Below are 13,244 nucleotides of genomic sequence, written 5' to 3'. Positions count from 1 at the left end.
CGCCGGCATTGACAGCCGCCGACGCAGGCGGCCCGATGCCGGCAACGGAGGACACCGCCCATGACCCGCCCCTGCCCCGGCCCGCGCGCCGTCACCGGCAAGCCCGGCTGGACCGCGCCGCCGAATTCCACCGACTGCCACATGCACATCTTCGGCCCCTATGGCCGCTACCCGCTCTCGCCCGGCCGCGGCTACACGCCGCCCGAGGCCAGCATCGCGATGTACCAGGAGATGCTCTCGACCATTGGCCTGACCCGGACGGTGGTGGTGCAGCCGAGCATCTACGGCACCGACAACGACGTCTCGCTGGATGCGGTGGCGGCGCTGGGCGCCGACCGGGCGCGGGCCGTGGTGGTGGTGGACGACAGCTTCGATTTGGCCGCGCTGCGGGCCATGGGGGCGCGCGGCGCCTGCGGGGTGCGGTTCAACGCCGTCTCCGGCAACGGCACGCCGCTGGACCAGCTGGAAGCGCTGGGCGAGCGGCTGGCGACCCTCGGCTGGCACCTGCAGCTCTATGCCCACAGCGCCGAGATGGTGGCGCTGGAGGGCGTGCTGGCGCGGCTGCCCTGCCCGGTGGTGATCGACCACATGGGCGGGGTGAAGGCGGCCGAGGGCGGCATGGCCAGTCCCGGCTTCCAGGCGATGATCCGGCTGCTGGAACGGGGCGCCTGGGCCAAGCTCTGCGGCTACCGGTCCTCGGCCGCCGGCGCGCCCTATGCCGACGTGGCGGGGATGGCCCGGGCCATGATCGCCGCCGCGCCCGACCGCTGCGTCTGGGGCACCGACTGGCCGCATCCCTCCCTGCTCAGCCCCGAGGAGGTGCCGGACGACGGCGTGCTGCTGGACGCGCTCGGCGTCTGGGCGCCGCGGGACGACCAGCGGCAGGCGATCCTGGTGGACAATCCGGCGCGGCTCTACGGGTTCTGAGCCGCTCGCCGCCGGTGCGCGGCGATACAGACGCCAACTCCCTCTCCCGTGGCAGCCTGCCGGCACCACGGGAGACGGTTCATGTCCGGCCGGCCAAGCTTTGCGTGCCTGATCCTTGCTTGGCTCCTCGCCGCGCCGCTTGCCGGCCGGGCCGACACGCCCGCGGGCGGCTGGGACGGCTGGACCGACCTCGGCGGCCCGGTGCTCGACCAGCCCCGCTGCGTCAGCTGGGGGCCCAACCGGCTGGACTGCTTCGCCCGCGGCACCGCCAATATCCTCTACCATGCCTGGTGGGACGGCCAGGCCTGGGCCGGCTGGGAGGATCTGGGCGGCGTCCTGCTCGAAGCGCCGAGCTGCGTCAGCTGGGGCCCCAACCGCATCGACTGCTTCGCCCGCGGCCCCGATGGCAGCCTGATGCGCCGCTGGTGGGATGGCGCCCAGTGGCAGGGCTGGGAGGATCTGGGCGGCACCCTGCTCGATGCACCGGATTGCGTCAGCTGGGGGCCCGACCGGATCGACTGCTTCGGCCGTGGCACGGATGCCGCGCTGTGGCACCGCGCCTGGACCGGCGCCGCCTGGGCGGCGTGGTCCAGCCTTGGCGGCATCATCTTCGAGCGGCCGAGCTGCACCGCCTGGGGCGTCAACCGCATCGACTGCTTCGCCCGCGGCGGCCAGGGGGCGATCTACCACCGCTGGTGGGACGGTGCGGCGTGGGGCGGCTGGGAAAGCCTCGGCGGCATCCTGCTGGAACAGCCGGACTGCGTCAGCTGGGCGGCCAACCGGATCGACTGCTTCGGCCGCGGCACCGATGGCGCGATGTGGCACCGCTGGTGGGACGGCACCGCCTGGGGGGGCTGGGAAAGCCTCGGCGGGCTGATCTTCGACGCGCCGAGCTGTGCCGCCCCCGCGCCCAACCGGCTGGACTGCTTCGCCCGCGGCAGCGGGACCGGCCTCTACCACCGCTGGTGGGACGGGCGGCAATGGAATGGCTGGGAGAGCCTCGGCGGCGCCTTGCTGAACCCGCCGGACTGCACCGCCACCGCGCCGGGCCGGGTCGATTGCCTCGGCCGCGGCCCCGGCCTGACGGTCTTCCACCGCCGCTGGCCGGGCTGACGCGGGCGAAGACGCCCTTGCCCGGCGCCGCGCCGCCGATTACTGTCCGCGGCATGTCCAGGGACACAGCCCCCGTCGCGCGATTTTGGTACCGCTGGTATTCACCGGCGGCCTGAGGACCTCGCGCACAGCAGAGACACCCCCGAAGCCGCCACCCGTTGGCGGCTTTCGCGTCTCTGGACATCCCCGCGAATGCAGCCGGCCCGGTGACGGCCCCGACCACCAGGAGGCCAGCATGCAGCGCAGCGATTTCGACTTCGACGTGATCGGCGGACCCTCCGGCCCGCCGCTCTTCCCCCGGCCGGCCCAGCAGCCCCCGGCACCGCCCAGCACGCCCGCCGAGCGTGCGCTTGACCCGGCCGCGCACCGGTCCGAGAGTCCCGCGTCATGATCCTGCTGATCGACAATTACGACAGTTTCACCTTCAATCTCTACCACTTCCTGGGCGACCTGGGCGTGGAGATCGAGGTGCGGCGCAACGATGCCATCACCAGCCAGGAAGCCCTGGCGATGCGGCCGGACGCCATCCTGCTCTCGCCCGGTCCCTGCACGCCGAATGAGGCCGGCATCTGCCTGCCCCTCATCGGCGCCGCCGCAGCGGCCAGGGTGCCGTTGATGGGGGTCTGCCTCGGCCACCAGGCGATCGGCCAGGCTTTCGGCGGCACCGTGGTCCGCGCGCCGGAACCGGTCCATGGCAAGGTCTGGGACATCCACCACCGCGGCACGGACCTGTTCACCGGCCTGCCCGACCCCTTCCGCGCCACCCGCTACCATTCCCTGGTGGTGCGCCGGGACGACCTGCCGGCGGCGCTGGAAGCGACCGCCTGGACCGCGGACGGGCTGGTGATGGGCATGGCGCACCGCGACCTGCCGATCTGGGGGGTGCAGTTCCACCCGGAGAGCATCGCCTCCCAGCACGGCCATGACCTGCTGCGGAACTTCCTGACCATGGCAAAGGCCAGGGTGCCGGCGTGAACTCGCTGAAGCCGATCCTCGGCCGCCTCGCCGCCGGCGAGCGCCTGGCCGAGAGCGAGGCCGAGGCCGCCTTCGGCATCATCATGGCCGGCGAGGCGACGCCCGCGCAGATCGCCGGCCTGCTGATGGCCATGCGGGTGCGCGGCGAGACGGTGCCGGAGATCACCGGCGCGGTCCGCGCCATGCGGGCCCGGATGGCGGCGATCGAGGCACCGCCCGGCGCCATCGACATCGTCGGCACCGGCGGCGACGGCTCGGGCAGCCTCAACATCTCGACCGCGACGGCGCTGGTGGTCGCGGGCTGCGGCGTGCCGGTGGCCAAGCACGGCAACCGGGCGCTATCCTCAAGGTCGGGTGCGGCCGATGCGCTGGCGGCGCTCGGGGTCAACCTCGACGTGCCGCTCGACCGGCTGGAAGCGGTGCTGGCCGCGGCCGGCATGGTCTTCCTCTGGGCGCCGCGGCACCATGCCTCGATGCGTCACGCCGCCGGGCCGCGGGTCGAGCTCGGCACCCGGACCCTGTTCAACATCCTCGGCCCGCTGTCGAACCCGGCGCGGGTCAAGCGCCAGCTCACCGGCGCCTTCGCCGTCGAATGGCTGCGGCCGATGGCGGAGACCCTGGCCCGGCTCGGCACCGAGGCGGCCTGGGTGGTGCATGGCCAGGGGCTCGATGAGATCGCCCTGTCGGGGGAGACGCATGTTGTCGCCCTCGATTCCGGCCGGATCCGCGAATTCGTGGTGGCGCCGGAGGATGCCGGGCTGCAGCGCGCCCCGCCCGAGGCGATCCGCGGCGGCGAGCCGGCGGAGAACGCCGCCGCCCTGCGCGCGTTGTTGCAGGGCGCGCCTGGGGCCTACCGTGACATCGTGCTGCTCAACGCCGCGGCCGCCCTGGTGGTGGCCGGGCGGACCGCCGATCTCCGCGCCGGTGCGGCGGTCGCGGCCCGGGCCATCGACAGCGGGGCGGCTTCCGGCGTACTCGCCCGCCTGCAGGAGGCAACCGCCCCATGACCCCCATTCCCAGCCACGCTGCCGAGCCATGAACGCCCCCCATATCATCGCGCCCGACCTCGAGGTGCCCGACGTCCTCGCCCGTATCCTCGCCGACAAGTACGAGGAGGTGCGGAGCCGTGCCGCGGCCACCCCGCTGGCCGAGATGGAGCGCCAGGCCCGCAATGCGCCCAAGCCGCGCGACTTCGTCCGCTCGCTCTGCGAGGCGGTGGCCGATGGCAGGGTCGGGCTGATCGCCGAGATCAAGCGCGCCTCGCCCTCCGGCGGGCTGATCCGCGACCCCTTCGAGCCAGCCAAGCTGGCCGAGGCCTATTGCGCGGGCGGCGCCACCTGCCTCTCGGTGCTGACCGACACGCCGTATTTCCAGGGTACCACGGACCACCTGAAGCTCGCCCGCGCCGCCTGCCCGCTGCCGGTGCTGCGCAAGGATTTCATGGTCCACCCCTGGCAGGTCTACGAGGCCCGGGCGATGGGCGCCGACTGCATCCTGCTGATCATGGCGGCGCTGACCGACGAGCAGGCCGAGGAGCTGGAGGACCTGACCCACAGCCTCGACATGTCGGTGCTGGTCGAGGTGCACGACCAGCGCGAGCTCGACCGCGCGCTCGGGATGAACAGCCGGCTGATCGGCGTGAACAACCGCAACCTCAAGACCTTGCAGACCGATCTTGCCACATCGGAGCTGCTCGTGCCGCAGGTTCCGGCCGACCGCATCCCGGTCGCCGAGAGCGGCATCCGCACGCCCGACGACGTCCGCCGCATGGCCGCGGCCGGTGCCCGCTGCATCCTGGTGGGCGAACACATGATGCGCCAGACCGATGTCGCCGCAGCGGCGCACCAGCTCGTCCACGCGCTCTAGCGGCATCGCAGAACAGGGGCACAAGCCATTGAGTGGCCTCACCCATTTCGACGAGCATGGCCGGGCGGTCATGGTCGACGTCTCGGCCAAGGCCGAGACCGACCGCGTCGCCGTCGCGCGCGGCCGGGTGGTGATGGACCCGGCCACCCTGGCCCGCATCCAGGAAGGCACGACGGCCAAGGGCGACGTGCTCGGCGTCGCCCGTCTGGCCGGGATCATGGCGGCCAAGCGGACCAGCGACCTGATCCCGCTCTGCCACCCGCTGATGCTGTCGAAGGTGACGGTCGACCTGGTCGCCGTCCCGCCCGGCACGGTGGAAATCGAGGCTCTGGTGAAGGTTGGCGGGCGCACCGGAGTCGAGATGGAAGCGCTGACCGCCGTCACGGTGGCGGCGTTGACGGTCTACGACATGTGCAAGGCGATCGACCGCGGCATGCGCATCGAGGCGGTGCGCCTGGTGCATAAATCGGGCGGGAAATCCGGCACCTACGAGGCGGAGTGACCAAACCGGGCGCGGCCCGCGCCATGGGATATGCCGCAGGATCAAGGGGTTCGGGGGAAATGCGATGATCTCGGTCGAGGAAGCCCGCCGCCGGATCCTGGAGGGGCTTTCGGCGACCCCGGCCGAGACGGTGCCGCTGGCAATGGGCTGGAACCGCATCCTCGCCCGGCCGGTCCGGTCCCGCGTCACCCAGCCGCCGGCCGATGTCTCCGCGATGGACGGCTATGCCGTCCGCGCCGCCGAGGCGCTGGAGGGCGCGCGCCTGACGGTCATCGGCGTCGCCCCGGCCGGGCATCCCTTCGCCGGGACGGTCGGCCCGGGCGAGGCGGTGCGCATCTTCACCGGTGCCTTCGTCCCGCCCGGCGCCGACGCCATCCTGCTGCAGGAGGATGCCGCAGCCGGGGATGGCCAGGTCCGCGTCACCGAGACCGTCCGTCCCGGCCGCTGGATCCGCGCCCGCGGCCTCGATTTCGCCACGGGCGAGGAATTGCTGCCGGCCGGCAAGCGCCTCACCGCGCGGGACATCGGCCTGGCCGCCGCCGCCAACCATGCCTGGCTGGCGGTGCACCGGGCGCCGCGCATCGGCATCCTGGCGACCGGCGACGAGATCGCCCTGCCCGGCGACCCGATCCCCGAGGGGGGCATCGTCAGCAGCAACGCCCATGCCCTGGCCGCCCTGGTGCGGGCCAGCGGCGGCGACCCGCTGGTGCTGCCGATCGCCCCGGACGACCGCGAGGCCATCGCCGCGGCCGCCGTCGCCGCCCGGGCCTGCGACATGCTGGTGACCACCGGCGGCGCCAGCGTCGGCGACCACGACCTGGTGCAGGCGGCGCTCGGGCCGCAGGGCTTCGCGCTGGATTTCTGGCAGATCGCCATGCGGCCGGGGAAACCGCTGATCTGGGGCCGGCTCGGCGCCACGCCGGTGCTGGGGCTGCCCGGCAACCCGGTCTCCGCCATGGTCTGCGCCGTGCTGTTCCTGATCCCGGCGATCGCGCGGCTTTCCGGCCTGCCGGGCGAGCCGCCTCGCACCATCCGCGCCCTGGCCGGGGCGCCCCTGGCGGCGAACGACCGCCGCTTCGACCATCTGCGCGCCACCCTCGCCACTGGCGCCGATGGGCAGCCTGTTGCCACGCCCTTCCCCCAGCAGGACAGTTCGATGCTGAAGGTCCTGTCGCGGGCGGAGGGGCTGATCCTGCGCGCGCCGCTCGCCCCGGCGTTGCCCGCCGGCGCGGCGGTGGAGGTCATCCCCTTGGGCGATCTCGGAATTTGAATGCGTATCCTATGGAAAACCGTTTGACCCGACGCGGAGAACCTACGTAGAACACTCCGACTCGGTTGCCCCTTTGTTCCCGCGTCGCGGGAGGGGCGCGGCCGCGGACGGAGGCGATACGGTGCTCACGCGCAAGCAGCACGAGCTGCTGATCTTCATCGACAAGCATCTGCGCCAGACCGGCTTCTCCCCCTCCTTCGAGGAAATGAAGGAGGCGCTGAAGCTGAAGTCGAAATCGGGCATTCACCGCCTGATCACGGCGCTGGAGGAACGCGGCTTCCTGCGCCGCCGCGCCCATCGCGCCCGGGCGCTCGAGGTCATCCGCCTGCCGGAGAACATGGCGCCGCGCCGGACGGCGGAGACGACGCAGCCGGCCGCGCCGCGCGACCCGGCCCTCGCGCCGAACGTCATCCGCGGCAATTTCGCCGCCAACCCGTCCGGCGTGCCGAAATCGACCGAGGCCGCGGCGGTGCATCTGCCGCTCTATGGCCGCATCGCCGCCGGCCTGCCGATCGAGGCGTTGCGGGATTCCGGCAACAGCGTCGAGGTCCCGGCCACCCTGCTCGGCGGCGGGGAGCACTATGCGCTGGAGGTCGCCGGCGATTCGATGGTCGAGGCCGGCATCCTGGACGGCGACACGGTGATCATCCGCCGCGGCGACACCGCGGAGAACGGCTCGATCGTCGTCGCGCTGGTCGACGAGAACGAGGTGACGCTGAAGCGGCTGCGCCGCCGCGGCAATTCCATCGCGCTGGAAGCCGCCAACCCGCGCTACGAGACGCGGATCTTCGGGCCGGACCGCGTGCGGGTGCAGGGCCGGCTGATCGGGCTGCTGCGGAAGTACTGACCGGCGGCGGCGCCGGGTCAGGCGCCATCCGCCAACAGCCCGGCCGCCCGCAGGAACAGGGGCGCGGCCGGGACCATCCGGCCGGCTGCGGCGGCGATGAAGCCGGCCAGCGCCGCCTCCGGCACCGCCCGCAGTTCGGTGTACTCGCCGCAGCCGGTGGCGGCGTGGCGGGCGGCGACCTCGGCGAAGCCGGCCGGCGTGTCGAGCAGGAAGGCCAGGTCGTGCACCCCGGTCGCCGCATGCTCGACAAGCGTGACGGCGCGGCACCCGGTGATGCGCCCCCAATCGAGGCCGACTTCCTCGGCCAGCTCGGCCCGCAGCTGCCCGACCACATCCACCCGGTTGCCGACCACGGCCCCTGCATCGACGCTGCCGGCAGGCGGGGTCTGCCAGAGCCCGGCCTCATAGGTCGCGCCGCGCTGGCGGCGGCCGAACAGGATGCCGTCCGGCATCCGCAGCACGCCGCAGACCGACAGCGGCCGCAGCCGCAGCGCGGCCGCCAGGCCAGGGTCGGCATAGGCCGCCACCACCAGCCGGTAGGCCACCAGCTGCCCGGCGATGCGGTCCGGCGCGAGTTCGCTGACGGAGAACACGCGGCCGTCGAACAGCCGGCCGCCGGCGCGGCCCTGCGCGGCCGCCCAGGCGGCGGCGATCGCCGGCTCCAGCCCGGCCGGCACCGCGACGCTGCCGGGGAGCAGATCCACCCTGATGTCCGGACCGACCGGCATCGCGCGATAGTCCGGCTGCATCCGCCTTGCCCCTATTCGACCGGTGCCGGCGGATCCTGCGAGGGCGTGCCGCGCGGCACCGGCACCGGCGGCACCCAGGGGCGGGTGCCCCGCGCGGCGCGGTCGCTCAGCACCCGCGCCCCGCCCGGCTCCAACCATATGGCGTGGGCGCCGTTCCGCCACACCGCGAAGCGGTCCACCACCTGGGCGGCGCAGCGCCCGCGCACCGGTTCGGCCGAGACCACCAGGGCGGCGCCGGCGCAGGCCTCGGCCGGCGGCGCGCCGCGCAGCAGCACGGCCACGGGTGCCGCCGGCCCCGTGCGCAGCGTGCAGGCGCCGGCCGTGCAGGCGAGCCTGCCGTCGGCCAGTTCTCCGGTCTTCGGCAGGCCCGCCGCGGCCGCCGTGCCGAACAGCCGCAGCCAGCTGTCCCGCGTCAGGCCGGAGGCACCGGACAGCCGCTGCAGCGCCAGCCCCTCCCCGGCCCGCAGCCCGATCAGCCGGGCGTCGGCCGAAACCAGGATATCGGGCGGCCGCTGCCAGGCGCCGCTGCCCATTCCCAGCACGATCAACGGCACCCCCAGCAGGCGCCAGCGGGCACCCCACAGGCACAGCCACAGCATGCCGAAAGCGCAGGCGCCAAGCCCCCAGGCCGGGATCGGCGGCACCGTCAGCGCCGCGCCCGGCCAGGCGGCGACCCAACGGGCGACCGCGAGGATGCCCTCCACCCCCCAGCCCATCGGCACCAGCGCCAGGTCCTCCCAGCCGAAGGGCATCAGCGCCGCCGCCGCCATGCCGGCCGGCATGACCAGGGCCGAGGTCAGCGGCACCGCGAGGGCATTGGCGGCGACCCCATACAGTTGCAGCCGGCCGAAATGGTGCAGCCCGAAGGGCGTGGTGGCCGCCCCCGCCAAGACCGAGGTCGCCACCACCCCGAAGGCCGCCAGCGCCAGCCGCCGGCGCCAGGCGCCGCTGCCGGCCCGGGGCAGCCGCGGCCGCAGCCATTCCCATCCCGCGATCAGGGCCAGGACCGCGGCGAAGCTCATCTGGAAGCTGGCGCCCAGCAGCGCGGCTGGCTGCAGCAGCAGCACCGCCGCCGCGGCCAGCGCCCAGGCGCGCAGGCTCAGCGCGCGGCGTCCGGTCAGCAGGGCCAGCGTCGCCAGGGCCGCCATGGCGAAGCTGCGCTGCATCGGCACCGCGGCCCCGGTCAGCAGCAGGTAGAGCGCCCCCACGCCGAGCGCGCCCAGCGCCGCCAGCGCCTTGCCCGGCAGCCGCAGCGCCAGCCAGGGGATCAGGGCCAAGCCCAGCCGCAGCAGCCCAAAGGTCAATCCCATGACGATGGCGATATGCAGGCCGGAGACGCTGAGCAGATGCGCCAGCCCGCTGTCCCGCATGGCGGCGAGGTCACCGGCCGGGATGGCGCTCTGCCCGCCGGTCAGCAGCGCCGCGGCGACCGCCCCGGCCGCACCGGGGATGGCGGTGGTGACGCGCGCCTCAATCGTCGTGCGGAGCCCGGCCAGCAACGGCGGCGCCGCCCCGCCCGGCGTCACCTCGGCCCGGCCGATGGCGAATCCGTTGCCCGCCAGGCCGGAGAACCAGGCGGCGCGCTGGAAGTCCCAGGCGCCCGGATAGGCGGGCGCGGCCGGGCCCCGTACCAGGGCGCGGACCCGGATCAGGTCGCCGGGCTGGGGCGTGGCCGGGTCGTCCTGCTTCAGGCGGATGCGGACATGCCGGGCGAGCGGCGCGCCGCCATCCAGCCGTGGTGCCTCCAGCGTCAGCCGGCGGCCGTCGGGCAGCAACTCGACCGCGGCGATGCGCGCCTCGAGGATCGTGGCGCCGCGCGGCAGGTCCGGCATCGGCGGTTGCCGCCCGGCCTGCCAGGTGGCGGCGGCGAAGCCCAGCGCGGCGGCGGCCACCAGCCCCAGCGCCCAGCCCGGCAGGGGCCAGCGCGCCGCGGTCCAGACGGCCAGCGCAAGCAGGGGCGGCGCCAGCCAGATGGCCGCCTCGGGCGGCTCGGCCGGCAGGCCGAAGTACAGCAGCACCCCGGCGCCGAGCGCCACCGCCAGCCAGGGCGCCAGCCTCGCGCGTTCGGCAGCCAGCAGGCCGAACGACCCGGCCACGGCCGAGGAGCCTCGGCCGAGCCACGCCACGCCTGCCCGTGCGATGGAATTTGACACCCGAGTCGCTTACGCGGTGCGACTCGGGCGACTCAACCATTAACTGCATATTGAGCGCCCAATACGCCATTTAATCGACGAAACGTGATCGATACGACGTAATTCGAATATTGCGTCGGGTCGGTGGCGATTTCCCGAATGCCCTGTTCTGGACTACTGAGCCTGCCCGCATGGCGCCGCGGCGCGGCGCAGCCCTGGGAACCGCACCATGTCCGTCCGCACCCGCTTCGCGCCCTCCCCGACCGGCTACCTGCATATCGGCGGGGCGCGCACCGCACTGTTCAATTTCCTCTTCGCCCGCCACCACGGCGGCCAGTACCTGCTGCGGATCGAGGACACCGACCGCCAGCGCAGCACCCAGGACGCGGTGCAGCAGATCCTCGACAGCCTCGACTGGCTTGGGCTGAGCCCGGACGAGCCGCCGGTGTTCCAGACGGCGAACGAGGCGCGCCACGCCGCGGTGGCGCGGGAGCTGCTGGCCAAGGGCCAGGCCTATCTCGCCTACGACACGCCGGAGGAGCTGGCAGCGATGCGGGCGGCGGCGGAGGCCGCCAAGCGCCCGTTCAAGTACGACGGCAGCCGCTGGATCGGGCTCGACGCGAAGGACGCGCCGGGGGTCGCGCCGGCGATCCGCATCAAGGCGCCGAAGGGCGGCGAGACGGTGGTCGCCGACCTGGTGCAGGGCGAGGTCCGCGTTGCCAATGCCGAGCTGGACGACATGATCATCCTGCGGTCGGACGGCACGCCGACCTACCTGCATGCGGTGGTGGTGGACGACCACGACATGCGGATCACCCATGTCATCCGCGGCGACGACCACCTGACCAACACCTTCCGCCAATGCATGGTCTATGACGCCATGGGCTGGCAGCGGCCGAAATTCGCGCATATCCCGCTGATCCACGGCGCCGACGGCGCCAAGCTGAGCAAGCGCCACGGTGCGGTCGGCGCGCTGGAATTCCGCGAGCAGGGCTTCCTGCCGGAGGCGGTCTGCAACTACCTGTTGCGGCTCGGCTGGGGCCATGGCGACGAGGAGCACATCCCGCGCGACCGGGCCGTCGCGCTGTTCGACCTCGGCGGCGTCGGCCGCGCCGCCTCGCGCATGGACTATGTCAAGCTGACCCATCTGAACGGCATCTACCTGCGCGCCGCCGAGGACGACCGGCTGACGCGGGAGGTCCTGGGGCGGCTGGCGAAGCACAAGGTGGATTTCGGCACCGAGGGTGCCGACCGCATCCAGGCCTTGATGCCGGTGCTCAAGGAGCGGGCGAAGACGCTGGAGGAGCTGGCGAGCTCCGCCGCCTTCGCCGCGGTCGAGGGCCCACCGCCGATGGATGCGAAGGCCGCCGCGCTGCTGACGCCGGAGGCCAAGGAGCGACTTGCCGACCTGGCGCAGTTCCTGACCGACGCGCCCTGGGAGCGTGCGGACCTCGAGAGTTGGCTGCGCGACTATGCCGAAGTGAAGGGCGTCAAGCTCGGCCAGGTGGCGCAGCCGCTGCGCATCGCGCTGACCGGCAGCACGCAGAGCCCGCCGATCGATGCGGTGCTCTGGGCGCTGGGGCGGACCGAGGCGATGGACCGGATCCTGGCGGCGGCCGGGTGAAGGCAAGGCCAGGGAGGAAGTATCCTCCCTGGCCTTGCCTTCACTTCCGTGGGTCCGGCACTCGCCGTGCGGCGGGTTCCAGCCTCGGAAAAAGGAAGGGAGGGGTTCGGGGAGGGAATGCCCTTCCCTTCCCGACCTTGTTCGTGGCCGATCCTCAGGCCCAGAGCCGTTCCTTCTGCAGGCCGGTATAGAGGCCGGAGACGAATTCCCCGTAGCCGTTGAACAGTTGTGTGGGAATCCGCTCGCCCGACCCCAGCACCCGTTCGCTCGCCTGACTCCAGCGCGGATGCGAGACCTCCGGGTTCACATTGGCCCAGAAGCCGTACTCGGAGGCCTGGATCGACTCCCAGAAGGTCTTCGGCCGCTGCGCCACCAGGCTGATCTTCACCAGCGACTTGCCGGCCTTGAAGCCGTATTTCCAGGGCTGGTGGATGCGGATGGGCCCACCGTTCTGCGGCGGCAGCGGCTTGCCATAGGCGCCGACCACCATGAAGGACAGGTCGTTCGCCGCCTCCTCCACCGTGCAGGCCTCGATATAGGGCCAGGGGTACCAGGACTGCCGCAGGCCAGGCATCGCCGACGGCACCGCCGCGGTCTCGAAGCGGACATATCTTGCCTCCGGCTTCGGCCCGACCGCCTTCAGCAACGCGGCCAGCGGGAAGCCGGTCCAAGGCACCACCATGGACCAGGCCTCGACGCAGCGCAGCCGGTAGACCCGCTCCTCGAGCGGCATGGTCTTCAGCAGGTCCTCCAGGGCGAACTCGCGCGGGGTATCGACCAGCCCGTCCAGCTTCACCGTCCAGGGGCTGAGCGGCAGCTTCTGGGCCGCGTGGTGAATGCCTTTATCCGTTCCGAATTCATAATAGTTGTTGTAGGTCGTGGCATCCTTCTCGGCGGTGATCTCCCGGCCGGGCTGGAAACGCGCATCGCGGGGGGCGGCCAAGCCCTGCGCTACGGCGGGAGACGACCAGGCCAGCGGGGCGATGCCCGCCACGCCGAGACCGGCGGCGGCCTTCAGGGTCGCACGACGACCGAACACCAGTGACTCGGGGGTTGCATCGCGCTCGGGGATTTCCCAGCCGCGTGGAATTCGGATCAGCATGACAGAGCTCCGTGGCGCCGTTCCAGAAGGGACCGGGTACGGCCGCCGTCAAGCGCGGCGGCCCTTCTCCCTGCTGTTTTCGCCGCAGCCCCCGGCGCCGTTACGCCCCCTGCGACGCCCGGTATGCGTTACGCAAG

General features: G+C 72.9%; 13 protein-coding genes. 10 read left to right on the top strand and 3 right to left on the bottom strand.

Features of this window, described 5'->3' with window-relative positions:
• The first annotated feature begins 60 nt into the window (after window positions 1–60).
• The 9 genes from ACFQS7_RS22195 (at window position 61) to lexA (ending at window position 7,500) form a co-directional block, all read left to right on the top strand.
• Window positions 61–927, top strand: a complete 867-nt coding sequence (locus ACFQS7_RS22195) for an amidohydrolase family protein (protein WP_380069321.1) — start codon at window positions 61–63, stop codon at window positions 925–927.
• Window positions 928–1,008: 81 nt separating this feature from the next.
• Window positions 1,009–2,040, top strand: a complete 1,032-nt coding sequence (locus tag ACFQS7_RS22190; RefSeq protein WP_380069320.1) for a hypothetical protein — start codon at window positions 1,009–1,011, stop codon at window positions 2,038–2,040.
• A 235-nt stretch (window positions 2,041–2,275) separates the two neighbouring features.
• Window positions 2,276–2,431 (top strand): hypothetical protein, encoded by a 156-nt coding sequence (locus tag ACFQS7_RS22185; RefSeq protein ID WP_380069319.1) that lies wholly within the window; start codon window positions 2,276–2,278, stop codon window positions 2,429–2,431.
• Window positions 2,428–3,015 carry an anthranilate synthase component II gene (locus ACFQS7_RS22180; RefSeq protein ID WP_380069318.1) on the top strand — a complete coding sequence of 196 codons (588 nt, stop codon included), beginning with the start codon at window positions 2,428–2,430 and terminating at the stop codon, window positions 3,013–3,015. Before ACFQS7_RS22185 ends, ACFQS7_RS22180 begins: the two co-directional genes overlap by 4 nt.
• Window positions 3,012–4,022, top strand: coding sequence for an anthranilate phosphoribosyltransferase (gene trpD, locus ACFQS7_RS22175; protein WP_380069317.1), 1,011 nt, complete (start codon window positions 3,012–3,014; stop codon window positions 4,020–4,022). The genes ACFQS7_RS22180 and trpD overlap by 4 nt, the downstream gene beginning before the upstream one ends.
• 28 nt (window positions 4,023–4,050) lie before the next feature.
• Window positions 4,051–4,881 carry an indole-3-glycerol phosphate synthase TrpC gene (trpC, locus tag ACFQS7_RS22170; RefSeq protein WP_380069316.1) on the top strand — a complete coding sequence of 277 codons (831 nt, stop codon included), beginning with the start codon at window positions 4,051–4,053 and terminating at the stop codon, window positions 4,879–4,881.
• Between the two features lie 28 nt (window positions 4,882–4,909).
• Window positions 4,910–5,383: a cyclic pyranopterin monophosphate synthase MoaC gene (moaC, locus tag ACFQS7_RS22165; RefSeq protein ID WP_380069315.1), complete on the top strand. Its 474-nt coding sequence runs from the start codon at window positions 4,910–4,912 to the stop codon at window positions 5,381–5,383.
• 64 nt (window positions 5,384–5,447) lie between these two features.
• Window positions 5,448–6,653, top strand: a complete 1,206-nt coding sequence (gene glp, locus ACFQS7_RS22160; RefSeq protein WP_380069314.1) for a gephyrin-like molybdotransferase Glp — start codon at window positions 5,448–5,450, stop codon at window positions 6,651–6,653.
• 121 nt (window positions 6,654–6,774) lie between these two features.
• Complete coding sequence (gene lexA / locus ACFQS7_RS22155; protein ID WP_380069313.1) at window positions 6,775–7,500, top strand: transcriptional repressor LexA; 726 nt, start codon at window positions 6,775–6,777, stop codon at window positions 7,498–7,500.
• 17 nt (window positions 7,501–7,517) lie between these two features.
• On the opposite strand, the gene ACFQS7_RS22150 is transcribed toward lexA, so the two are convergent.
• Both ACFQS7_RS22150 and ACFQS7_RS22145 read right to left on the bottom strand, forming a co-directional pair.
• Window positions 7,518–8,204, bottom strand: coding sequence for an NUDIX hydrolase (locus ACFQS7_RS22150; protein WP_380069312.1), 687 nt, complete (start codon window positions 8,202–8,204; stop codon window positions 7,518–7,520).
• 56 nt (window positions 8,205–8,260) lie between these two features.
• Entirely contained in the window at window positions 8,261–10,345 is a 2,085-nt protein-coding gene (locus tag ACFQS7_RS22145; protein ID WP_380069311.1) for a ComEC/Rec2 family competence protein, read from the bottom strand.
• Between the two features lie 265 nt (window positions 10,346–10,610).
• Here ACFQS7_RS22145 and gltX point away from each other — a divergent pair, with 265 nt between their 5' ends.
• A complete protein-coding gene (gltX, locus tag ACFQS7_RS22140) occupies window positions 10,611–12,005 on the top strand; it encodes a glutamate--tRNA ligase (RefSeq protein WP_380069310.1) in 1,395 nt (464 codons plus the stop codon).
• A gap of 154 nt (window positions 12,006–12,159) precedes the next feature.
• Here the strand turns inward: gltX and msrP are convergent, their stop codons facing one another.
• Window positions 12,160–13,107 (bottom strand): protein-methionine-sulfoxide reductase catalytic subunit MsrP, encoded by a 948-nt coding sequence (gene msrP / locus ACFQS7_RS22135; protein WP_380069309.1) that lies wholly within the window; start codon window positions 13,105–13,107, stop codon window positions 12,160–12,162.
• Window positions 13,108–13,244 lie beyond the last annotated feature (137 nt).

The sequence above is a fragment of the Dankookia sp. GCM10030260 genome, assembly GCF_042666655.1.
Taxonomy (GTDB): Bacteria; Pseudomonadota; Alphaproteobacteria; order Acetobacterales; family Acetobacteraceae; genus Paracraurococcus.
This window is presented reverse-complemented; position numbering and strand designations above follow the sequence as displayed.